Genomic DNA, 22074 nt, shown 5'->3' on the forward strand with positions numbered 1-22074 from the left:
CTGTTTCACAGGGATTGAGTGACCTTCATAAGGCGGTCTTCGAGGGCGCCGATGCACTGTGTAAGAGTGGTATAGACTTCCCAGCGCAGAGCATATTCGGACTGCATAATACTATCATAGGTCGCATAACCAGGCAGAAGGCAGCTGACATCATAGAAGCGCTGGTTAATCTGGGCCTTGAACCCCTGGCTTTCCTTCCAATCCAGACGTACAGGATATTGCTGACTCATGCGGAAGAAGATCTGCGTCTCATTCTTCTCGGGCTTCAGTACAACCTGTTGAAAACGGAAGTCAAAGGCCCCTTCACACCAGCTGTCTCCGCAGATGTCATCAATGGCCTTCATGATGCGATCAGCGTCAGAAGCGGCGGCAGTAGCGCCCTGGGCTCCAGCGAGGGTCAGAAACATTATAAAGATTTTCGTATAAAGATATCGCTTTTTCATATATCACCTCGAACAGAAGAGCGTAAATTCACCGGTTTCAAGCCGGGTCGAACATTCACGAATAGCACGAAGCTCTGCCCGACACAACCTGCCTGCATTCGAAGTCTTCACGAAAATACCTGGCCGTCTTTATTCACTCCTCACACAATCAGGCTATGCTCCCAGCACAAGCATAAAAATCGACGGGGGAATGCAGGCGATGCGAAGAGTCGTGATCACGGGTCTTGGAGTGGTTGCACCCAATGGCAATGCTGCCCAGGCGGCCTGGACAGCAACAGTGGAGGGATGTTCCGGCATTGACAGGATTTCTCTCTTCGATCCCACGCCTCACCGCGTGCAGATCGCCGGTGAAATCAAGAATCTTCAAGTCAATCACTGCCTGAGTGAGGCCGAGGACCTCAGTCTTACCCGCTTCGTTCGATTTGCAGCAGTCGCTGCGCACGAGGCGCTGCATGACAGCGGACTGGCATCCATCAGCAATCCCGAGCGTTATGGTTGCATCATTGGTGTCGGCATGGGATCGGTGAATGATATCGCGCAGCAATCCTTTGTCGGTGCTGACGGCCTTCCGACACTGCCCGAGAATTTCCTGCCCTTTGCCCTGCAGAATATGGCCGCGGGTTACGTCGCTGATCGTTACGGCTGGCGGGGGCCCTGTTACTGCAAGACCACCGCCTGCGCGAGTGGCACGCATGCGATCGGCGAGGCCTTTCGTCTGATTCGCGAGGGGTCTGTGGATGCGATGCTGGCGGGCGGAGCGGAAGGCGGCATCACGCCCCTCGGCATTGCATCCTTCGCAGCGCTGCGCGCCCTCAGCATGAGCAATCAGAATCCCAAGGAAGCGTCGCGACCCTTTGATCGCGATCGGGATGGTTTTGTGATGGGAGAAGGCGCAGGCATGCTCGTTCTGGAAGATTATGAACACGCGCGACGTCGCGGCGCCCGAATTTATGCGGAGCTGGCCGGATATGGTTTAAGCGGCGATGGATTTCATATCACCTCGCCTCAAGAGCGAGGCGCAGGCGGACGGCGCTGCATGCAGATGGCTCTTCAGAGCGGACGCATCCCGACTGATGAAGTCGACTATATCAATGCCCATGGAACGTCCACGCGCATGAATGATCAGTACGAAAGCGAGGCCATCCTTGATCTTTTCGGAGAGCATGCGCAGCGTCTTTCCGTTTCCTCCACCAAAGGCGTGACCGGGCACTGCATGGGTGCGGCAGGTGCGATTGAAGCGGTCTTTACGACTCTTGCCGTTCATCAGCAGCTGATCCCGCCGACGATCAATTACAATGAGCCCGATCCGCTCTGTCCCCTGGATTATACGCCCAATACGGCCAGACGGAAAAGAGTGCGGGTGGCCCTGTCCAATTCCTTTGGCTTTGGCGGGACCAATGCTTCGATTGCGATTCGGCAGATTTCCTAGCGAGATTCGAGCAGCATTTTGGTCGTTTTATAGTCGAGTCGATGCCCACCGGGGAAGGTCTCAAAGCGGAAACCGGGAAGGGCCTTCCGTAAAAGACCGGCCAGCTGGCTGGCCTTTTTCAAGGTGATATCCTGCCGTCCAATCATCAGAAAAAAACGCGACGCGGGATTGGGCTGATCGCTTTTGGGATCCCAAATCCCCGCGCTGCCCGTGGCCAGGATGCGCGTGAGCTGGGGATCCTGATGCGCCTTATAAAGTTTAAAGGCATAGTAGCCGCCGTTGGAAAAACCCAGCAGGTCATAGCGGGGATTTCCGCTCCAGCAGCTTTTGGCTTTTTCGCGCAGTTCATCGAAGGTTTTCAGCACTTCATTTCTATCGGCAGCCGGCCAGCAGACTTTTCCCGTGGAACACAAGGAGCCGCGCGGCATGGCGATGCGCAGGGAAAGTTCCCGGGCCAGCTGCTCCAGGACCTTGCGGTTTTCGCCTTCCTCGGCCGTGTCCTCGCCGGGTGGCGTCAGGCCATGCAGATAAATCAGATGACCCTTGGCCTGGGTGGGACCAAGGCATTCGATGGCAGGGACGTTCGCATATGCGGCCCCTGCGCCCATCCAAAGACTGAAGATACTGGCAAAAAAACGTCCCATGCCGGCCTTTAAAAATTGATACTGAGTCCCACGCCGGCCGTAAAATACGTTTTTTCGGTCGGCATCAGAGCCAAAGCGTTTTGCAGTTCGTCAGGAAGGTCCACGGTCGCGCCATATTCCTTCAGGTTTTCAGGGATCTTCAGACAGAGTTCGCCGTATTCCCCAAAACAGCGCTGGGCCCAGGCCTCGAAGGTCGCATAGTTCGCCACCAGCCAGGTCCCGGTCAGGCGGGCGATCGAGGTTTTATCACTCAGGTTGCCAAGCCCTGTGAGATAAAACGAGGTCTTGTTCCAATCTCCCGGATTGGGCAGTCGCACATAGCCGCTCACATAGCGGCGACCTGAATAAAGGTAAGGCGATTCCCTGAGGAAGAAGGAATACAGTTCGGGAAAACGCTCTTCATAACCCAGTTCATTATAGAAGTATTCCGCACCGAAATAAATGCTGTCATCATCACTGTACTTCACTGCATAGCGAATGCCCGAGGCAACCTGCTTGAAAGTCTTATCCTCGTCCTGATAAGGGGTCGGCAGAACGATCTGCTCGTCTTCAAGAACGCCATCCCGGAAGAACGTTCGCTTCTGCCTTTTGGTCAATGCCGCCTCGACATTCACATCAATCGGCCCCAAAGCGCTGGAAACATCGACTCCAAGTCGCTGCGGAGCATTACGGCGAGCCTGCGCGGTCAAAGCCAGCTCCCCGGTGCCGAGGAAGGCAAATTCCCCACGCAGCGCGAGGCCCAGATCATCGTTCCGTTCGGCGTCATCGAACTGAACGACCGCATAATAATTGAAACCCATTTTTTCATTCGGGATATGAATCTTCAGAAGATTCTGACCCAGGCGGCGATCGAAAAGATCGAAGGGATCTTTGACCTCACGCGCCGTGAAGTCGGTGGGATTCCAGATCTGCCCGCTGCCCCACTTCAGATGCTGCTTGCCATAGGTTACGAATACCGACCGCGCCAGATCCCATTTGAACCAGAGTTCGTCAATATCCTGCCTCAGGGTGGTCACGCGCGTGGTTTCCCCGGTGCTCGTGTTCGGGATGACGGTCTCCTGCTCCGAGAGCCGCGTGCGCAGAAAAACCCTTATTTCCTCGCTCGGTCTTGTGTCGAAGTAAATATCAGCGGTCTTGCTCGGCGTGAACGAGCCCTCCTGAAAGGTCTGTCGCTCCGCCTGGGAACTGGTGGAACGAACTTCGAGGCGCCCACCGATCTGCATCGTATCCATCAAGGCCTTGGCCTGACGGTCCAGGGTGCTCGGAGGCGGCGTCCCCGCGTCCTTCTTCTCGTCCGTCGGGGCTTGGGTCGGCTTCGCCCCCTCACCGAAAATATCCTCATCGCGCTGATCCTGAGCATGGACCAGCTCAGGCAGAAGTCCAGCGGCCAGCACGAGTACAAGCTTTTTCATGTCACTCCCCGTGGGTTAGCGGCTCTGCGATTCCAGCCAGGCTTTGGTAAACATGTTCGCATCCAAAGGATCGAGCTTCACATCCCGCAGCACCACGGTCGTGCTGTTGCCCTTCTCGACTTCGTCAAAGACGCGGATTTCCTTGGGCACGTATACATCCGAGCCCTTCGATTTACTGAACATCTTATCCCAGCCGGGATAATAGGTCGTACGCAGAAGCTTGCCGGAGAGCGCCGATTCCTGGCGTTTCAGGATATTTTTGGAATCCTGATCGATCCAAAGCTCCACGATGGGACTCGCGACGTCCACTCCGGGTTTGGCGGTCAGCTTCACGCGATGCACTCCGAATTTCCCGAGCTTTTCATCCCCGATGAATTTGGCTTCGTATTCGATGGAAAGCCGCGATTCATCAAAGTCATCCCGGCGACTGTTGGTGCCGGCGATGCTGGCCCTTTCGGTCTGTCTTTCCCACTTGCCGAGAGCGGGCTCGTAAAGAAAGAGGTTTTTTTCCACCCGCAGATAACCCTTGCCGGCTTCGGCCTTGGGCTTGGTGAAGAGTATCATCCATTTGTCGTCGGCATCACGGCGATAGACGCGGGCTTCGAAGGCCTTGGTGCTGCCGTCCTTTTCCTTCTGATCGATAAAGACGACCGAGGCGTAATCCCCCGTGGCCCGCTGCCGCTCATCCACCAGCTTGATAAGGTCCTTGGTTTGGGCTTCATCAAGAGCCAGGGCCTTGCCCGAGAGAAGGGATACCGAAAGGGTCACTCCCAGAATTGCCGTACCTTTGCGCAACATAATCTTTCCTTTCCTGAATCATTTGCCCTGCATCAAAGCTTCCACCGGACGCAGCCGGGCCGCTTTGTAAGCAGGATAGAGAGCAGCCAGACCCGTGATCGCGGCGAAGAGGATCAGAGTGCTGATGATCTGGCCAGGGTGCAGACTGAATTTCAAAGTATTGGTCATCATGAAAAGACGGATGCCATCGTTGGTGATGGGAATATTCAGGCTGTTGATCACAAGGATCACAAGGCTGCCGAATAGAATGCCCAGCCCTGAGGCCAGAAGGCCCAGCATCAAGGCTTCGAACACGAACATCTGAAGGATGAAGCCACGCTGGGCACCGATGGCCCGCATGGTTCCGATCTCTTTGGTGCGTTCGCGAACGCTCATCCACATCGAATTCATGATGCCGCCGATGATGATGACGGCGAGCAGGGTGATGACGATCGCGGAAATGTAATTCAAGGCGTCCGTAATCCAAAGGACGAAGGAAATCTCGTCGCTCCAGATGGTCAGATCGAGCTTCTGTCCGAGCCAGTCCTCGCCTGCAACCTTTTCAAATTTCATGAAGAAGGGATTGGGATCGTGATCCATCACCTCATAGCCATTTTCTTTGAAGGCTTTGCGCAGGCGCTCCATGACTTCATTGGCCTTGTCGGCCTCCTTCAAATAAACCATGACCACGCCCGTGGTCTCGGGGCCCACATCGTAGAGATCAAGCACGACCTGGCGCTGGGTGAAGATCGACCAGTTGCTCATAAAGCCGACGTCCGAAGCGATGGCGGCGACCTGCAGATCCACGGTATTGTCCTGCCCGCCGGAAGCCTCTGTCACGAGGGTCAGGGTATCACCGACCCGCAGCTCCAGCTTCTTCGCCTGGCTGGCAAAGATCAACGCGGTGTTGGGTTTTTGCATGTCTTCAAAACTGCCGAAGGTCTGATCGCTGCCGTCCTTTTTGTATTCGCTTTCCTTGGCCAGGCGCAGGCTTTTGAAAAAGCGTCCTTCCTCGTCATAATTGATGCCGTTCACGCCGGCATTGATCGACGACGCAGGACTGATGACGCGTCCCCAGCCGCGATGCCGGTCGATGATCCCTTCTGCTTCAGGTACGGTTTTGGCCACGATTCCTCGGAGCTTCGTGCGTTCCGCGAGGATGGGGGACGAGGCTTTTTTCCGTATTTTGAAAAAGCCGCCAACGTTCACATGACCAGCGGACAGCGTGGTGGCCGATTCAATCATGCGCTCGCTGATGGAACTCGACACAGCGCGCAGGAAAAGAAAGAGCGTCGCAACGATCGCCACCGCCAGGCCCAGGAGTATGGTCCGGCGTTTGGCCTGCAGAAGGTTGCGAAAGGCAATATTGAGCATGGTGAGCATATCTCATTCCTTCTCTTGCATGGCTTCGGCCGGTTGAACCCGCGCGGCCAGTCGCGCCGCATAGATCGACGAGAGCGTGGCGACCAGCGTAATGACAAAGGGCGTGGCTATGATGATGTCCCAGCGAATATTGGGATAAAGCCGCGGACCGGAAAACAGGAAGGACACGACATCATTCACCGCCGGGATGCCGACTTTGGAGAGGAGCACGAGGACCACAGCCCCGAGGATCGCCCCGAGTATGGAGCCGATCAAACCCGTCACGCAGGTTTCACCCAGGAAAAGACCCACAACGAAAGACTTCTGGGCCCCGATGGCCCGCATCGTTCCAATTTCCCGAATGCGGTTCAGAGTTCCGACGATGATGGAGTTGTTGATGATCACCAGGGTCACAAGACCGATGACGCCAAGGGCCAGGACCAGGACGAGCCGCATGATGTTCACCATCTGCCCGACAATGCCCGATGCCTGCTGCCAATCCACGACGCGCACGCCCAGGCCTTTGTCTTTAAAAGCCTGGATGAGTTCCTCCTGGGTCTGCGCGAGGCGGCTGGGATCCTTCAGCTTGATGGCCGCATTCAAAGCAAGGCCGCGGGTGACTTCATCCAGATCGAAGCGATCGGGAATCGTCGGCTTGATGTTGATCACCGCCTCGACAGGACCCGGCTTCGCTTCGAGTGAACGCGTTTCGATCTGCGCCTGGCTCGCTTCACCGAACAGCGCATCCTCGGCGTTGCTCGCTTCGATGTCCTTGATGCCGACCTGCGCGCGCATCTCGGCCAGCTCCTTCTGGGAGGCTTCCGTCATCTTTCCGTAAAGCTCGCGGAAGCTCACAAGGTCGATGATACTGGTCTGACCGGCAAGGTCGGAATCTTCCAGTCCGGCGAAGGAATAGACGCCGTAGACTTTCAGCGGCAGGCTCTTGACGTAACCGCTGCGCGTATACGCCCGCAGCGTGATCGTTTCTCCTGGAGAAATCTCGTAGAGTTTGATCAGCGGGGCTATGTTTTTATAGAACCATTCGTGCCGCGCGCGGAAGTTCTCGTCATTGACCGTCAGGAATTCCTTCAGCTGACTGGTCAGATGCGTGATCAAATCCTGATCGGGCTTCGCCCCATTGATGCCAAAATCCGTGAGCTTTTTGGAAAGATCGCTGGCCTGATCCCGACTGAGCGAACTGATGATCGCACTGTACTGACGGGCAAGGTCAGCCGCATTGCGTTCATTCTCGGCATCGCCCTTGATCTTGATATTGGTGGCGACCAGGCGCTTGTTCAGCCGATCGAAGAGTCGGGCCACGATCACCTTCAGAAAGTTTTCGCGCGCACGATGGGCCAGAAGGATCCCGCGCTGTCCAGGCGGCAGATCCTGGCCTTCGATCACATGGAACTTCGAGAAATTTTTCTGATAGATGCTGATGTCGGTTCCAATATAGCCAAGATAGATGGGAGTTTTTTCGCCCGAGAGCGGCGCGATTTTGGTTTCCAGAAATTGCAGCTTCGCTTCGTCGACCGTTTTCAGATCGTCCAGGAATCCAGGCGCCTCGGCCTTGGCGATATCGGCCTCTCTTTGCTCGATGATCGCGACATCCGCCGCGAGCTTTTTCTGTTCCGCCGCTTCCTTCTTCAGCTGCTCCAGCTGAAACCGCACGGCATCGATCCGGGTTTGAATGGCCACCGGATCCTGGTTTTTCAAAGCCTCGCGCAGAAGGTCGAGACTTTCATCCATCTCGTTGCCGCGACCGAGCAGCGACATATCCAGACCCATCGGAACAAAGGCCTGGACATTCGGGTTGGCCATGGCCACCTCGCGATAGGGCACGATATCCGGCAATTCACCGATATCAGAACGCCCCATGAACCCGCCCCCGAACAGAGCCAGATCATCCTTCGCTTTATCCGAATAAATCTGCAGATGACCGGCGATACTGCCGATGATACTTTCCCGCATCGACCCTTCCACGTCCCTCAGGAGCGAAAAGCCAATCACGCCGAGAAAAGTTCCGAGGCACAAAAGGGTTCCGATCACCAGGGTTTTGACGCGATAGAGCCAAAGATTGCGAAACGCCACTTTCATGATCAACGTGATCATTTCCAAAAGTCTCATGTCCAGAGCCTCCTTCCTTCGGTTTCAGGACTCGACGACTTCCCCGTCCTTGAGCCGAACGATGCGGCTGGCATGCTTCATGACCTGCGGATCGTGGGTGGAAAAGATAAAGGTGGTCTTGTGGGTTTTATTGATGTCTTTCATGAGGTTGATGATTTTTTCGCCGGTGGCTGAATCGAGGTTGGCCGTGGGTTCATCGGCAAGGACGATGCGGGGGTTGGTCACCAGGGCCCGGGCGATGGCGACCCTTTGTCTTTGACCGCCGGACAGTTCATTGGATTTCTGCCGCGCCTGGTCTTTGAGTCCCACCTCTTCGATCAGCTCCCCGATGATGCGGGCTCTGTCCTTGGGTGTGAAGCCACCATGAATGAGCAGAGGAAATTCAATATTCTGATAAACCGTGAGCACGGGAATCAGGTTGAAACTCTGAAAGATGAAACCGAGCTTTTCCAATCGCAGACGGGTCAGGTCCTTGTCGGAGAGTTTGGAGATCGGCTGGTTTTCGATGTAGACCTCGCCCGAGGTGGGCGTATCCATGCAACCGATGAGGTTGAGCATCGTGGACTTGCCGCAGCCTGAGGGCCCGGCAATGGTCGTGAACTCACCCTCTTCAATATTCAACTTGATATTCTTGAGGGCGCGGACTTCGGTCTTGCCGAGGGGATAGACTTTCGAAACTGATTCGATACGAATGGCTTGCGTCATGGCTGGCTCATTTCCTCCAGAGAATTCCGGGCGGATCACATCGCAACATGGTGGCGCAAGCCAGTGAAATTGGCAAGGATTATCTGGGGGTGAGGACGACTTATCAGCGAGGAGGACGTCTCAGTCTCGCATGAGAATACGAATGCCTTCAAGTTCAGGCGGTGTGGCATCGGGGCTGATGAAGAGCCAACGCAGAAGCTGCAGGTAGAAACCAAAAAGAGGTAAACGATCCGCCACTTCCTGGCGAACGCGCTCACGCTTTTCTTTGAACGCGGCATGGCTTTCACTGGTCAGGAGTTCCTGTTCCCGCAGGTAGACATCGAGCGTCTGGACCTGGATCTCGAAGGTTTTATTCCACCAGGAATACACGGCCTTGATGGCTTGCCATCCGCTCTGCTTTTGCTGGGTTTCGCCGACGTGGTTTTTCACCTCGATGCGCTGCAGTCTTTGGGTTGCAGGCTCATGAGCGACACCATGGAGCGCGAGCGTCTCACTATTCCAACTGACCGATTCCATGGCATTCAGCACGGCATGGATACATTCAAGGTCATCGACGACGATTTTGATGCCGAAGATATCCTTGATGAAATAACTCAGCTCACGCAGCTTCTTATCCTGGTTGACGAGCTTGTCCAATTCAAAAATTTCATCGACGACCTTGGACCAGATCTGCTCCTCGGCCTTAATCCGGGAGATCATCTTATTGATGCCAAAGGGATTGCGGCACAGCGGCTGATACTCGACGAAGTTGGCGATCAGCTTCGGCCGTTCCCAACCCAGCGGTCCCGCATAGCGCAGTTTTTCCAAAAGCCAGTTGCCGAGGTCGAGGTCGGTTCGCCCATAGACTTCGGATTTCTGGATATCCTGGATCAGCTTCAGCCTTTGCTGAGTGCCGGGCAGCTGGGCAATCACCACGCTCTTCATCTGCACGTCTGCGGCCAAAAGATTATCGCAGAGAAGTCCGCAAAGGCGATGCAATTTTTCTTCACCTTTGCAGATCATGCGATTATACGCGCGCCGCACGTCGTCCAGCTGGCTGCGGGAAACCACAAGTTCCTGACCGCCGAGTCCCTCGCGCAGGAAGCGATTTTTCTTGTCCTTCAGATAGCAGACGAACTCATTCAGCACCGGCTCCTGGGTGACAAGCCAGAGCGTGGAATCCGGATAGTGATGCACATCATCATGGAAAGAAATATCCAAAACACCAATCCCGGTCGGCTGTGAGTTCAGTTGAGATCCAAACATTTGCTTACATCGTCACTCCGTCCCATGCAATAGCCAAAGGCCAGGGACGGCTGGCTCGGAGCGGAGCATTCATGAAAACTACGTCCACTTGCCATGCAAAGGCCATAGCCGATCGTGGCATTCTGCACGTAGTTGCAATCAGTGACATCCCGCCCCGAGGCCATGCAAAGGCCGAAGCCCACGCTGGCAACTTTTGGCAGATCACATTCCACCTGCGGCCGCCCTCCCAAAATACACAGCGACCAGCCTACGCTGGGGTTGGTTTTTTTCTGGCAGATGGCACTGTATGTGCCTCCATGCATGCAGACGGCGCGGGCGAATTTCGGGTGATCGTTCTTCTGCAGCGAAAGGACGAAACCTGCAGGCGGCAGCTGCCCCTGCTTGAGGTCCATGATCCTTTGCATAAAAGGCGAGCTCGCGTATTGAGCCAGAAGACTCGTGGGCTTCATCAGCATCAAAAGGATCCAAAACATTTTCGCGTTCATCATGGTCCACCTCGGCGTTTAACTCAGCGAAACAGCTGGGAGCAATTCTTACCAAGCAATCCCAATGCCACATTTAACATATTGAATTCATTAAAATTTGCGGCTCGCCCTTGTTTACTTTTTGGGCAGATCTGTCAAGCCGGGAAGCACTGCGTTATGGTTATAGAAGGGAATTTTCACGGAGAGACCATGCACGAGGAAGCGCAGCGCAGTCGGCGTTATTGGAAAATCCTGGCGACCACCCTGCATAAGGAAGGGCGTTATGCGGAAGCTCTCCGCATCTATCGGCAGGCCATACTTTTAAATCCTGATGATGCCGATCTCTGCTATAACCTTGGCAATCTTCTGCGCACGATCGGGCAGCATGAAAAGGCCATCGGCGTCTATGAGCATGCCTACCGATTGAATCCGAAGGATCCCGACATCCTCGTGAACCTCGCGCCCCTTTATCGTTCGACTCAAAAGCGCGACAAGGCGCGCGAGTGCTATGGAAAAATCCTCGCGCTCGATCCCGAGAACGTGACGGCTCACTATTTCCTGGCGGCTTTGGATGGAAGCACGCCGCCGCGCGCACCCGCGGCTTATGTCATCGAACTCTTCGATCAGTATGCGGCGACCTATGATCAGCACATGAATCAGGTGCTGAAGTATAAAGCTCCCGAGAGTCTGCGGAACCTCTTGAACAGCTATGGTCCCGCGCGCGGCCGGCGTTATGAGGCCTGTGACCTGGGCTGCGGAACGGGACGCAGCATGGACGCCTTTCAAAAGCTCGTGACCCACGTGGACGGCTACGATCTTTCGCCTGTGATGCTGGAGCGGGCGGCGGAAAGAAACATCTACCGCCAGCTGATAGCGGGCGACTGCATGGAAACCCTGGGAGCTGCCACGGAATCCTACGATCTTTTCCTGGCTGCCGATCTTCTGCCTTATATCGGCGAGGTCGACTCCCTTTTCACCGTGATCAGGCAGAAAGCCAAGTCCCCGGCTTTTTTATTGTTCAGCACCGAGTTTCAGGAAAGCGGGAATTCCCCGCGCCTTATGATAAGCGGGCGTTACCAGCATAGTCTTGCTTACATACAATCACGACTAAGGACGCATGGAATGCACCTGCGCGCCTTTCAGGTCGAGCCTTTGCGGCTTCAAGCCCAAGTACCCATCGCGGGCGGAATCTACCTTGTGGAAGTGTGAGGGCCTTGCCAGACAGGCGTCTCCAAGGATACAATAAAAACAAATTTATCCTTTGCATCGCCAGGAGATTTTGCATGATAGCACGGTCCATCGCTTTGGCCTTTGTTAGCCTTCTGTTATGGCAAGAGCCGGTCAGCGCCGGCGTGAAGGAATGGCAAAACATGGGCTGGCAGAAAATCAATGAAGAGGACGGCATTACCGTTTTCCGCAAGTCCTTCCCCGACAGCGAGGTCAAAGGCGTCGGCGGAGAATGCATCATCAATGCATCGGTCGGCAAGATCCTCTGGGTTTTGATGGATAATGAACACAAAGGGGATTGGGTCGATAAATTCAAAAGCACCAAGACCATCGAGACCCCTTCCGACCTCTCGAACATTCAGTATGCAGCGTTCTCGATGCCCTTTCCCGTCACCAACCGCGACTTCGTCTATCGCTATGATTTTTCCGTCGATGAAAGCATAAACGCGGTCATCGTCGATGTGAAATCGGTGGAGCATCCAAAGGCTCCCGCCAAGGATTCGATCGGCGTCCGCGGCGTGATACTGCATGGACGTTATGTGCTGCAGCCCAAAGGTCCGAACCAGACTTTCGTCAAAGCGGAATATCTGGCCGATCCCAAAGGGATCCTGCCGACCTGGGTGGTGAACATCGTTCAAAAGAACTGGCCGTACAAGACGCTCGCCGGCCTTAGAAAGCAGGTGAAAAAGTCGTTCGTTCAGGAGTGGGACATCTATAACAAGGTGATGAAGCCCAAAATGAAAGTGGCCCACTGAAGCCGCCTTCCTTTGCCATCCAATCTAGGCCGCATCCTTCCGTCTCGTCTCGTCCAGCACGAGGAACACAGGGATCCGGCCTTTGCCTTTGATATCCCGCTCGCCCAAGGCCTGGATTTGAAAACGGCCTTCCAGTCGCTGAAGGGTTGCTTCGGTCACCTGAATTTTTCCGGGAATGCCGGATGACTCCATGCGGCTTGCGGTATTGACCGTATCACCCCAAAGATCATAGAGAAACTTTTTGGTCCCGATCACGCCGGCCACGACAGGCCCGGTATTGATGCCGATGCGCACCTGCAGTCGCTGTCCACGCGTGCGGCTGATATCCTCCAGAACGGCGAGCATGTCGAGGGCCATGCGTGTGACTGCTTCTGCGTGATCCTCTCTTTTTTCCGGCAGGCCGCCCACCACCATATAGGCATCACCAATCGTCTTGATCTTCTCGAGTCCATGTTTTTCTGCAAGGTGATCAAAGGCGGAAAACACTTCATTCAGCATATTGACCAGATATTCGGGGCTGACCTGGGTCGACATCGTCGTAAAGTCGACGATATCAGCGAAAAGGATTGTCACCTCCGCGTAGCTCTCGGCGATGACCCCGGAACTCTCTTTGAGTCGGGTGGCAATGGCATCCGGCAGCACGTTATGCAGCAGGCGTTCGGACTTGCCCTTTTCGCGCTCCAGGAGCACATGAAGGTCCTCATGCGTCGTCAGCATGCGATTGATCGCAACGGAAAGCTGGCCGATCTCGTCCTGGCCGCTGCCTGTGATGCGGCGGCTCAGATCCTGACCTTCACCCAGCGCCACGACTTCCGCGGACAGGCGCGACATGCGGGCCAGAACAAAGCGCTCCAGAAGCCAAAGGATCATGACCGAGAATACGCTGGCGCAAATCACGACAGCGGAAATCAGATAATAAAGACTCTTCTGCCCTTGCATAAATATGGTTCGCGGCAAAACCAGCATCATGTAGAGAGCAGGCTGACCATCCAGGTCATGGATGAGTTCAATAGCCAAAAGCTCCTTGTCATTCATCGGCCGCATGGCCCTTGCATGATCCGTCTTCAGTCCCTTTGTGAGTTCCTGCTCAAGGCCATCCAGTTGGGCCTGCGAGAGCGGCTGCCAGCGCAGGTTCAAACGCGTCTGCTCGGCCAGAAGCCTGTTCTCTTGACCGGAAAGAAGGCGGCCCGTGACCATGAGGCCTTGCGAGGGGCCGCTCAGATTACTCTGAAGGATCTCGCGAGCCACAATCATCATCACACCTTCCGGGACCTGCAAAAGTCCACGGACCGCGGCTTTATCCGTCTCGGGTTTCAGCCGCGGAAGGCGCGATTCGATGGCTTTTTTCCAGGCCTCGGGAACGTCCATGGAGGCCTTGGCATCCAGATCGAAAGCGCCCGCATAGACGTTCTTCCCTTCAGGATTAAAAAGGAGGAGCAGGTTCCAGCGGGTGTTGCTGAACGTCGAGTCGACCAGATTCACATCCGCGAAGGCCCTATCTTTGGTAATCATGTAGCGATAGAGATCATCCCAATAGCTGTAATCCTGGGTCGTTCGATCCATGTGATCGAGCGAACCCATGAAGGCATTCACGCCGCGATCGAGATTCTGCAGGGCATCCTGCTCTTCAATCTGCCGATAGCTTTCCAAAAGGATGGAGCGAAGGCTGACCGTCAGCACCAGAAGGAGGGTGGTCAGGGTCATTGCCGTAATTAAGAGCGTTTTCAATCGTAAAGACATTGGGTACCACGCCTTGGTTTTTCGATAAAAAACCCGATCGGCTAAATTTCAAAGGACTGAAAGACAAAAGTATTACGCGGGTGAATGATTTCAAATTTCCAAATCACGAGGAGGATTTGCGGGGAAGGAAAAGGCGGAAAATCCCCCGACCAGGGCCGGGGGAAGCAAACTTAGACCTGCAGAGTATGCTGAATCAGACGTTCGAAGTCGGTTCGATCGGCCTCATCGTAAGCCACGCGGAAGAATCGGATCTGATCATCATGTCCCCCGAACATGGAGCGAAAACCCCGCGCCCGACGGTCCACTTCAAAGATCACATCCATATCATAGGCACGATTGATAAAGGTCACTTCCACTTCTTCGAGGCGCCCGAAGTAATCCGATCCCGGATAGAATTCGATCTCCTGGAAGAAAGGCAGGCGCGCGCCTTGAATCTGACCATATTCGACATCCACCTTATGCAGGCGGAAACCGAGCCGTCTCATGGCATCCAGCACGTGCTGCTGGGCCGGGAGCGGACTGATCCAAAGGGGATCTTTGTCACCGGAGTCCACGGCATTGGCAAGATGCACATGGGTCCTTAAATAAATCGACACAGGAACGTCATAGCCGTAGACGCGATTCAAAGGAGCGTCCCAGGGAACACGCACTTCAAAGGGAATTTCCAGAGTCTGACCCGCCTTGATCTTCAGAGCAGGGGCCACGGTCTCGACACCGATCACCACATTCTGCTGGGTTTCACCATCACCGACTTCCTGCTTCGCATAGGTTTCCAGCGCGATGTCGATGCGTTCGATCGCCTGGTCCACAGACCCACCTTGCAGGTTGACCGTGCCGCGCATCAATCCGCCTGGTGAAAGATTAGGGTTGGAAATTTTTGTATCAACCTTGGCGCCACCAATACCAACAGATGCCAGGATGCGACCGAAGACCATGTGTGTTTCCTCCAGAATGCTTGAGCGGGTTCGACAAGCTCGCGACTCAATCCATGAGCCAGCTCGACAACATCCCTAATAAACTACGTCTGGAGATATAAATCAAAACGATTGATTTGAAGTGAATCTTCGCTTTTTGTTATATGTTGAAAAGTCTACATACTACTTCTGATTCCGTCGTTTCTTCAGCTGCAGGACATAAAGCGACGGCTCCGGCATCATCTGACCGGCGCTTTGAATGCTATCCTCGGCCCCGGTGTTCAGCGCGACGGCCCTGGCCTTGGGGAAGCTTTCATCGAGCTTATAGTAAAGCTTGATGCCCGGCTCACTGCCGAACACATAGCCGGTCCCGGTGTTGTAGGAATTCACAAAACCGCTGCCTTTCACATTCCAGATGACGTTCAAGGTTCCCGTCGGCCCGACGTTATTCGACTTATCCTGTCGATTGCCTATTTCAAGGCCATCATCCAGTTCGATCAGATCGAAAAGATTCGCGATGGCCAGGGATTCGTGGGTATCCACAGGTCCAACCGAGCAGTTATTCGCAAGATCCGCTTCCAGGGTGCTGCAGATACGCCCACCGCTGCTCCTGAACTTATGCACGACGTTTCCGCTGTTTGCAAAACGTCCGACAAAGGTCAGATTATGACGCCCGGCCGTACCCGAGGAGTTTTTGATCAAAACTTCATTGGAGCCCGCCACCATGAAAAGATAACCGCTGCCTCCTGGACCACGGTTCTGGGTATGGGCCATATGCACATTATCGACGGTGACTCGATAACTCTTCCGAATGACAAGGCCGTGACTCAGGAGATGATGCACCTTCCCTTCGACGGGAAAACTGCTGACATTACGCACATAACAATCGCGGCACTGCACCATCAGAAGAGGCGAGGAGCCAGGCTTCGCTTCCCAGGCTTGGGTGACGCTCTCGGCTGCGTTATGCACGCCGATGCCTTCCAGGCCCAATTCCGAACTCGATCGTGTCAGGCGCTTCAGCTCAGCCTGATCCCTGATTTTAACCGGATAACGCAGGGGCGTATCCAGCGTCACCTTCTGACCATCAAGGGCTGTGACCTGTCGCCGAAAGATTTCAAACGAATTTCCGAGCTGTCCGTCCCACCAGGGCGAGGCCTGATGCTCGGCTATGAATTCCGGGCTCAGCTTAAAGGTCACGACGATATCATCACCGATCTTAAGCCCCGTGCTATTCGTAACCGTGAGAGTTCGATCGCCGATCGCAGCATCCGCGCTCAGCTTCCACGATCCATCCGCAGGCGACTGCGTCCCTGTGAATTCACCGAGCATAAGCTTCGCGTCAGGATTGGTAAAAATAAGACGGGTTTTATCCGCACCGGCCCCCTGCAAAAGAATATTCCGCCCTATGATCTGGACGGTTTGATCCAGGCGATAAGTGCCCTCGGGGATACGCAGCTTCATCGAGACACCTTTGGACATGGCCGCGGCAAAAGCCTTTTGAAAGGCCGGGGATGCATCCTCACGCCCATCATGCGGCGCTTCGATCACCTGCTCTTCGGCAAAACTCGCGGAGGCAATCACCCCAAGACCCTGACGATAGCCGGCATAGGAAAAGTCCTGCAGTTCAGCTTCCGGGCTGGCTTTGTCCATCAGCTCGCTGTCGGGTTGATTTTGGACACATTGCGTCAGAAGACATGCCAAACCCAAAAGGGCGGGAAAGCGGCAGAACCACATCATTTTCTGCTCCACATCAAAAAGAGAAAGGATCAGTCGACAGCAAATAGGTCCCGGAACCACCTGGCATTTGCAAAGCCTATTCCAGGCGATTCAGGCTAAAAATGGCCGCTGACACCGATCTTGGGATAAAAAAGCCATTCCTTTTCGATGGTCACAGATCCGACTTCAATTCGATCCGAATCTCCCTTCCAATAGCGGGCACCGAAACCGATTTCCCAAAAGACTCCCTTGCGATTCCACTGCAAGGACGGCTCGATCGCAACAGAGGACATCGACGTGTCGGTGCTTTCGCTTTCCATAAAGGCCAGAGTATAGAGCCCGGTCTTGATCAGGGCCGCATAGGAGGGCGTCGCATACACTGTGGATACCAGGAAAAAACCATATTCCGGCGCCAGTCCACTCATCCCTTTAAAGGAATAAAGTCCGCCGTCCAAACCAATCTTGGAAACCAGCGAGGGAATCCCCATGTTCATGACATAGGCTGCACCAAAGCGAATGCCAGGCGCTTCCTGCTTCAAGGCTTCCAGCCCCAGCTCAATCCATTGATCCTGGGCAGGAGGCATAAATGTTTCAGCGGAAACCCGGCCCGAAAATCCAGCAGCCAGGAAGACAAGAGGGATAAAAAAGTATTTCATAAGGTCCACTCAGGCAAATCGTTCATGGCAAAATCCGCGGGAAGTTTGCCACAGAAAAACGCGACTGGCGACCTGGAAAAAGGGCCCAGGCCAATCGCCTGGACCCATAGACCCTGGCTTACTTGGAGCCTTTTGTCCTGCTTTCTGACCCATCCTTGGTCGCGATGGGTGTTTTCATCGGGATTTTTCTGAGACGCGGCTGATCATCAAAGCGACTGAGGACCAGCGTGATCGCCTCACCCCAATCGGTCGCGAACGTTTCTGTGCGCTCGGCCCGTGATTTTTTCGTCACCGATTTGAGCACGCAGGTCCACGTTCCGGGATTGAGCCAAAGACCATCATTATAGAAACGGTCCCCCCAATCGTAGATGATCTGTTCACCGGCTGCGAGCGTCTGTTCAGGCAGGACGATTTCCATCTCCAGAGCCGAGGTATTCCGGCAGGCGAGTGTCATCGCATCCTTGGCCTCATTGCGCAGAGTCCACTTCGTCGAGTGGGTCGAGGCCTGGGCCAGAGTTCCCACCGCAAGACCGATCACAGCGCTGATCATTCCCATCTTGGACATCACGTTTTCCTTAAGTCACGGAGTTAACTTTGTCGACCATCCCGATCCGCGGCATGCATGGCCGTCTGGCGGCTGCCGTGAATGGGAATATGTTCAAAGACATTCGGTACGGCCATGGCCGCATCCAGAGCTTTCATCTCCGAATCCGCGAAGCCACGGAAGGCGACCGTGCGCTGCGGTTTCATCAGCGAAAGCTCATAGAGTTCGCGATAGGCGAAAAGAAGTTCCTGATTCTTGCTCAGCCTATGATAGGCATTGCCGACCGCCAGCGCATACTGTCCCTGGGCTTCAGCGACCAGAGCCGCGATCTTTGCCGACGTCTCAGCTTCCAGCTGCGCCGCTTCCAATCGACCTGCCTCTTCTATATCCGCACGCGCCTTATCCAGCCGCGCCGCCACCGTATCAAAGAGCTGCTGCGCGACATCCGGCAAAAGACTGAGCTTACTGATGAAGACCAGCTCAATCTCAAGGCCCCAGCGCTGCGTCTCCTCGCGGATGTCCTCTTTCAGGATGCGGCCGAGTTCACTGCGATTGCTGAGGATCTGCTGGAATTCAAAGTTGCCGAGGATGGAGGCGGTGGAATTGGTCAGAAGACTTTGCAGCGCCGCCTCGAAATTTTCGACGCGGAACAAAGTATTCTCGGGCTTGACGATCGAGAGTTCGAGCCAAAGATCGATCACGACCGTGGTGCCGCTCCGATCGTTCACATGAATCTCGGCATAATGACGAAAATCCCGCTTCAGGGACAGGGTTTGCGCCTTCACCCAGGGCCATGCCTTGCCGGGATAAAAGGCCAGACCAGGCTGATCGAGTGTGCGCTTCCATTTCCCAAAGCCGGTGATGATGGTGGCGGTCCCATCCTCGACTTCAAGCGTGACCATGCGAAACAGGAAAACGGCCAAGGGGATCATGAAGAACCCGCCCAGAAAACCCAGAACTATTGCGAAATTGATGGTCATGACGGCCTCTTGATATAGGAAATACGGGAATCAGCCAATACCTCACCACGGCGACGCTCGATGTAAAGATCCAGAGTTCCATTCCTCTGCAGATCGGCCAGCAGGCCCGCCATCGTTCCGATTTCATCCTCGACCGCGCGACCGCGCGACCGGGCAATCGCCAGCCCTTTGCGGGCCGCGAGGATGCGCTGCTCACATTCCGCTTCGGTTTGCGCGAGGAGTCTCTGCGCTTCACTTTGGGCGTTCATGACACTATTGAGCGATTGTGCCAGCTCTTCAGGCGGAAGAATATCCGTGAGATCCACACCATCGAAACGCACGCCGTAACGGTTGCCGATCTGCGCCCGGCAGAATTTTTGAATATGCTGATTCAAAAGCCGGCGTTCCCGGCGAATGGCCGCATAGGAACCCACGCGTACGGCCGGTAGATAGGACTCGGTCTTCAGCTCCTGGGCCCCTGCGACGTCCTTCTGATCGAAGTTCGCGATCTCATTGCGCAGAAGACAGGTAAAAAGACCTTTCACATGCTCGACCGGACGTTCCATGGAAAAAAGATAGTGATGCAGATGGTCCAACTCCGGGGTCAGACGCAGTTTCGAATCGAGCCGCAGGATGGTCCCGTCCGAGGCCATGGCCGTTGTTCCGCCCTCTTCGCCGGAAAGATCTATCATTTGTTCCATCATCGAAACCTTACGCACACGCTGCCAGGGCCACTTCAAATGAAGCCCCGGTCCGAATGTTTTCAGCTGATCGCGTCCGGGTTCAGCCGGCATGACTTTGCCGAAGCTGATCAAGACTCCCAGGTGCCCTTCCTGAATCTGGAAGACGCTGCGACTTGCAAGGTAAATGAGATACAGCAGGAAACCACAAACCATACTGAACACGATTTCACCTGGCCACACGATAAAAACTCCTTTTAAAAGCGATCCGCGAGCGGACGTTGGCCGAAGGTCAGCGCCGATGGACGCTTTCCCGCAGTCTGTTCCCGATGATGCCGACGATAGGCCGACACCAAACCCTTGTTGACGTCGACGACGTCTTCATTGAAATGCCGATGCGCGTCGGTCACAGGCGGCAGCTGATCGGCCTTGGCCTGAGTATCGACGACTGTCCCATGCGGAACATATCGACCCGACTCCACCTCCACACCGACAACGACCGCACCGATACCGATATAACAATGGGATCCCACCACCGAATCATGCACGACCGCTTGAAAACCGATGAAGGAATGATCCCCGATATAGCAGGGTCCATGAATCAGGGCCTGATGCGCGACCGACACCTCTTCTCCGATGAAGACGGCCCAATCCTCGCCAGCGACGTTCACCCACTTTTCCTTCAGAGCATGGATGACGACACCATCCTGAATGTTCGAGTTCGCACCGATAAAGAACGGTGATCCCTCATCCGCACGCACCGAACTTTCCGCTGCGATATGCGCGTTCTCACCAAGGACGACCCGACCAATCACCGAAGCTTTCTGATGCACGAAAGCCGATGCTGCGAGCTGGGCCCTCTCGCGGATCTGCGACAGCCAATTGTTCTGCCCGCTGATCGGATGGTAATGACCCGGCCGTCTTTGGTTCTTATCCGGACTCCGAATCACGGCGCGGATGCCTTTCGCATGCTGAGGACGTGGTCGCGAGTCTCTCTGCATTCTGCCCGCCCGCCAGTGGCTGAAACTGGCCAGAAGAATGCCGAGGATCAGTCCACCCATCAGGTGACCTGTCAGCGTTCCGATCGCCGTCAAAAGAAAGGCCACGGCCTGGATTTTTTCCTTCTGCCAGAAATGAGCGAGTGTATGAAACTCGATGAGCCTCATACCGATGACGCAAAGAAGTCCTGCCAGGGCAGCCAGAGGAATCAGCGCCATGGTTTCATTCAAAAACAGAATCGACACCAAAAGGATGACGCCATGCAGAAGAGAACTGAGCCTTGTCCGGGCTCCGCACTGCACATTCACCGAGGATCGCACGATCACACCGGACACCGGCATGCCACTGACGAGGCCCGAACCAATATTGGCAAGGCCCTGACCGAAGAGTTCGAGATCGGGATGATGCGGTTTTTTCGCCTGCGCGAGTCGATCAACGGCCTGCGCGGACAGAAGCGATTCAATGGCGGCGAGCAGGGCCAAAGGAAGTGTGGCCACAATCAGACTCAACCACCTGTCAGCCGAAACCTGAGGCAGAGACGGCCACGGCAGAGCTGCAGGAATCGCTCCGACGCGATCCAGATTCCAATTCAGCTGCACGGAAACCGCAGTGACAATCGCGATCCCGATCAGCGCAGCCGGAAAGCGTTTGAACGGCTTGCAGGTCGTGACCAGCAGTGCAACGAAAAGTCCGCAGACGACGGCCAGCCATGAAACCTCATGAAGCCAGTCGGGACGCTCGAACATCACGGCCAATTCAAAGACGGTGTAATGAAATCCCAGAAATTCCGGAATCTGATTATCGAGGAGTTTAAGTCCCACGCCCGTGGTAAATCCTGCCAGTACCGCCTCGGGCACAAAGCGTATGAAACGCCCGGCCGCGAGCCAGCAGAGGGTCAGCTGCACGAGGCCGATGATCAGACAGGATGCAGCCACGCCTGCGGCTCCAAAATCCTTGGTGATATGCAGCACCATGATATTCAATGCGGCTGCAGGACCTGTGACCTGCAAAGGAGCCCCACCGAAGATGGCCGCGATGGCCCCACCGATGGCACCGGCTAAAAGCCCCGCGCTCGGCGGCAGCCCCGAGGCCACCGCCAGAGCAATGTTCAAGGGCAGAGCCACGGCCGCTACCGTAATCGCAGCCATCGTATCCTGGGGCAGGAACGGATTGCGAAAAACATCGAGCCAGCTCTGCTTCCAAAAGTTGAGAAGCGAATGAAATTTTTGCATAGAAAGCCCACTGTGTTGAAAGTCATCAACCCATGCATCGTATT

General features: G+C 55.1%; 20 protein-coding genes. 3 read left to right on the forward strand and 17 right to left on the reverse strand.

The window, feature by feature from the left end:
- Positions 1 to 5: 5 nt before the first annotated feature.
- The gene (locus VFO10_RS24395) at positions 6 to 443 is read right to left on the reverse strand and encodes a hypothetical protein (protein ID WP_325144610.1); all 438 of its coding nucleotides are present in this window, start codon (positions 441 to 443) and stop codon (positions 6 to 8) included.
- Between the two features lie 199 nt (positions 444 to 642).
- Between VFO10_RS24395 and fabF the strand changes: the two genes are divergently transcribed.
- Positions 643 to 1872 carry a beta-ketoacyl-ACP synthase II gene (gene fabF / locus VFO10_RS24400; RefSeq protein WP_325144611.1) on the forward strand — a complete coding sequence of 410 codons (1230 nt, stop codon included), beginning with the start codon at positions 643 to 645 and terminating at the stop codon, positions 1870 to 1872.
- Here the strand turns inward: fabF and VFO10_RS24405 are convergent.
- The 8 genes from VFO10_RS24405 to VFO10_RS24440 form a co-directional block, all read right to left on the reverse strand.
- Positions 1869 to 2516 (reverse strand): hypothetical protein, encoded by a 648-nt coding sequence (locus tag VFO10_RS24405; protein ID WP_325144612.1) that lies wholly within the window; start codon positions 2514 to 2516, stop codon positions 1869 to 1871. The genes fabF and VFO10_RS24405 overlap by 4 nt on opposite strands.
- Before the next feature lie 8 nt (positions 2517 to 2524).
- Positions 2525 to 3928, reverse strand: a complete 1404-nt coding sequence (locus tag VFO10_RS24410; RefSeq protein ID WP_325144613.1) for a hypothetical protein — start codon at positions 3926 to 3928, stop codon at positions 2525 to 2527.
- Between the two features lie 15 nt (positions 3929 to 3943).
- Entirely contained in the window at positions 3944 to 4726 is a 783-nt protein-coding gene (locus VFO10_RS24415) for an outer membrane lipoprotein-sorting protein (protein ID WP_325144614.1), read from the reverse strand.
- Between the two features lie 18 nt (positions 4727 to 4744).
- Positions 4745 to 6088 carry an ABC transporter permease gene (locus VFO10_RS24420; protein WP_325144615.1) on the reverse strand — a complete coding sequence of 448 codons (1344 nt, stop codon included), beginning with the start codon at positions 6086 to 6088 and terminating at the stop codon, positions 4745 to 4747.
- A gap of 3 nt (positions 6089 to 6091) precedes the next feature.
- A complete protein-coding gene (locus tag VFO10_RS24425) occupies positions 6092 to 8194 on the reverse strand; it encodes an ABC transporter permease (protein ID WP_325144616.1) in 2103 nt (700 codons plus the stop codon).
- 24 nt (positions 8195 to 8218) lie between these two features.
- The gene (locus VFO10_RS24430; RefSeq protein ID WP_325144617.1) at positions 8219 to 8899 is read right to left on the reverse strand and encodes an ABC transporter ATP-binding protein; all 681 of its coding nucleotides are present in this window, start codon (positions 8897 to 8899) and stop codon (positions 8219 to 8221) included.
- Between the two features lie 120 nt (positions 8900 to 9019).
- Positions 9020 to 10144 (reverse strand): hypothetical protein, encoded by a 1125-nt coding sequence (locus VFO10_RS24435; RefSeq protein WP_325144618.1) that lies wholly within the window; start codon positions 10142 to 10144, stop codon positions 9020 to 9022.
- A complete protein-coding gene (locus VFO10_RS24440) occupies positions 10126 to 10632 on the reverse strand; it encodes a hypothetical protein (RefSeq protein ID WP_325144619.1) in 507 nt (168 codons plus the stop codon). The genes VFO10_RS24435 and VFO10_RS24440 overlap by 19 nt, the downstream gene beginning before the upstream one ends.
- A 186-nt stretch (positions 10633 to 10818) precedes the next feature.
- On the opposite strand from VFO10_RS24440, the gene VFO10_RS24445 reads away from it, so the two are divergent.
- Both VFO10_RS24445 and VFO10_RS24450 read left to right on the forward strand, forming a co-directional pair.
- A complete protein-coding gene (locus VFO10_RS24445; protein WP_325144620.1) occupies positions 10819 to 11817 on the forward strand; it encodes a tetratricopeptide repeat protein in 999 nt (332 codons plus the stop codon).
- 74 nt (positions 11818 to 11891) lie between these two features.
- Positions 11892 to 12590: an START domain-containing protein gene (locus VFO10_RS24450; RefSeq protein WP_325144621.1), complete on the forward strand. Its 699-nt coding sequence runs from the start codon at positions 11892 to 11894 to the stop codon at positions 12588 to 12590.
- Positions 12591 to 12614: 24 nt separating this feature from the next.
- Here the strand turns inward: VFO10_RS24450 and VFO10_RS24455 are convergent, their stop codons facing one another.
- From VFO10_RS24455 to VFO10_RS24490, 8 genes are all read right to left on the reverse strand, one after another.
- Positions 12615 to 14330 carry an adenylate/guanylate cyclase domain-containing protein gene (locus VFO10_RS24455; RefSeq protein WP_325144622.1) on the reverse strand — a complete coding sequence of 572 codons (1716 nt, stop codon included), beginning with the start codon at positions 14328 to 14330 and terminating at the stop codon, positions 12615 to 12617.
- A gap of 170 nt (positions 14331 to 14500) precedes the next feature.
- A complete protein-coding gene (locus tag VFO10_RS24460; protein ID WP_325144623.1) occupies positions 14501 to 15265 on the reverse strand; it encodes a sporulation protein in 765 nt (254 codons plus the stop codon).
- A gap of 162 nt (positions 15266 to 15427) precedes the next feature.
- Positions 15428 to 16981, reverse strand: a complete 1554-nt coding sequence (locus VFO10_RS24465; RefSeq protein ID WP_325144624.1) for a hypothetical protein — start codon at positions 16979 to 16981, stop codon at positions 15428 to 15430.
- Positions 16982 to 17076: 95 nt separating this feature from the next.
- On the reverse strand, positions 17077 to 17616 hold the full coding sequence (locus VFO10_RS24470) for a hypothetical protein (protein ID WP_325144625.1): 540 nt from the start codon (positions 17614 to 17616) through the stop codon (positions 17077 to 17079).
- A gap of 118 nt (positions 17617 to 17734) precedes the next feature.
- Positions 17735 to 18181, reverse strand: coding sequence for a hypothetical protein (locus VFO10_RS24475; RefSeq protein WP_325144626.1), 447 nt, complete (start codon positions 18179 to 18181; stop codon positions 17735 to 17737).
- 23 nt (positions 18182 to 18204) lie between these two features.
- Positions 18205 to 19140, reverse strand: coding sequence for an SPFH domain-containing protein (locus tag VFO10_RS24480; protein WP_325144627.1), 936 nt, complete (start codon positions 19138 to 19140; stop codon positions 18205 to 18207).
- Positions 19137 to 20042 (reverse strand): SPFH domain-containing protein, encoded by a 906-nt coding sequence (locus tag VFO10_RS24485; protein WP_325144628.1) that lies wholly within the window; start codon positions 20040 to 20042, stop codon positions 19137 to 19139. The genes VFO10_RS24480 and VFO10_RS24485 overlap by 4 nt, the downstream gene beginning before the upstream one ends.
- Positions 20043 to 20056: 14 nt before the next feature.
- Positions 20057 to 22030: a SulP family inorganic anion transporter gene (locus tag VFO10_RS24490; protein ID WP_325144629.1), complete on the reverse strand. Its 1974-nt coding sequence runs from the start codon at positions 22028 to 22030 to the stop codon at positions 20057 to 20059.
- Between the last annotated feature and the right edge of the window lie 44 nt (positions 22031 to 22074).

It is taken from the genome of Oligoflexus sp. (genome assembly GCF_035712445.1).
Classification (GTDB): domain Bacteria; phylum Bdellovibrionota_B; class Oligoflexia; order Oligoflexales; family Oligoflexaceae; genus Oligoflexus.

Bases quoted from the DNA above. Each gene is read 5' to 3' on its own strand.
- VFO10_RS24395 (WP_325144610.1), bottom strand. From the start codon at position 443: ATGAAAAAGCGATATCTTTATACGAAAATCTTTATAATGTTTCTGACC.
- fabF (WP_325144611.1), top strand. From the start codon at position 643: ATGCGAAGAGTCGTGATCACGGGTCTTGGAGTGGTTGCACCCAATGGC.
- VFO10_RS24405 (WP_325144612.1), bottom strand. From the start codon at position 2,516: ATGGGACGTTTTTTTGCCAGTATCTTCAGTCTTTGGATGGGCGCAGGG.
- VFO10_RS24410 (WP_325144613.1), bottom strand. From the start codon at position 3,928: ATGAAAAAGCTTGTACTCGTGCTGGCCGCTGGACTTCTGCCTGAGCTG.
- VFO10_RS24415 (WP_325144614.1), bottom strand. From the start codon at position 4,726: ATGTTGCGCAAAGGTACGGCAATTCTGGGAGTGACCCTTTCGGTATCC.
- VFO10_RS24420 (WP_325144615.1), bottom strand. From the start codon at position 6,088: ATGCTCACCATGCTCAATATTGCCTTTCGCAACCTTCTGCAGGCCAAA.
- VFO10_RS24425 (WP_325144616.1), bottom strand. From the start codon at position 8,194: ATGAGACTTTTGGAAATGATCACGTTGATCATGAAAGTGGCGTTTCGC.
- VFO10_RS24430 (WP_325144617.1), bottom strand. From the start codon at position 8,899: ATGACGCAAGCCATTCGTATCGAATCAGTTTCGAAAGTCTATCCCCTC.
- VFO10_RS24435 (WP_325144618.1), bottom strand. From the start codon at position 10,144: ATGTTTGGATCTCAACTGAACTCACAGCCGACCGGGATTGGTGTTTTG.
- VFO10_RS24440 (WP_325144619.1), bottom strand. From the start codon at position 10,632: ATGATGAACGCGAAAATGTTTTGGATCCTTTTGATGCTGATGAAGCCC.
- VFO10_RS24445 (WP_325144620.1), top strand. From the start codon at position 10,819: ATGCACGAGGAAGCGCAGCGCAGTCGGCGTTATTGGAAAATCCTGGCG.
- VFO10_RS24450 (WP_325144621.1), top strand. From the start codon at position 11,892: ATGATAGCACGGTCCATCGCTTTGGCCTTTGTTAGCCTTCTGTTATGG.
- VFO10_RS24455 (WP_325144622.1), bottom strand. From the start codon at position 14,330: ATGTCTTTACGATTGAAAACGCTCTTAATTACGGCAATGACCCTGACC.
- VFO10_RS24460 (WP_325144623.1), bottom strand. From the start codon at position 15,265: ATGGTCTTCGGTCGCATCCTGGCATCTGTTGGTATTGGTGGCGCCAAG.
- VFO10_RS24465 (WP_325144624.1), bottom strand. From the start codon at position 16,981: ATGATGTGGTTCTGCCGCTTTCCCGCCCTTTTGGGTTTGGCATGTCTT.
- VFO10_RS24470 (WP_325144625.1), bottom strand. From the start codon at position 17,616: ATGAAATACTTTTTTATCCCTCTTGTCTTCCTGGCTGCTGGATTTTCG.
- VFO10_RS24475 (WP_325144626.1), bottom strand. From the start codon at position 18,181: ATGTCCAAGATGGGAATGATCAGCGCTGTGATCGGTCTTGCGGTGGGA.
- VFO10_RS24480 (WP_325144627.1), bottom strand. From the start codon at position 19,140: ATGACCATCAATTTCGCAATAGTTCTGGGTTTTCTGGGCGGGTTCTTC.
- VFO10_RS24490 (WP_325144629.1), bottom strand. From the start codon at position 22,030: ATGCAAAAATTTCATTCGCTTCTCAACTTTTGGAAGCAGAGCTGGCTC.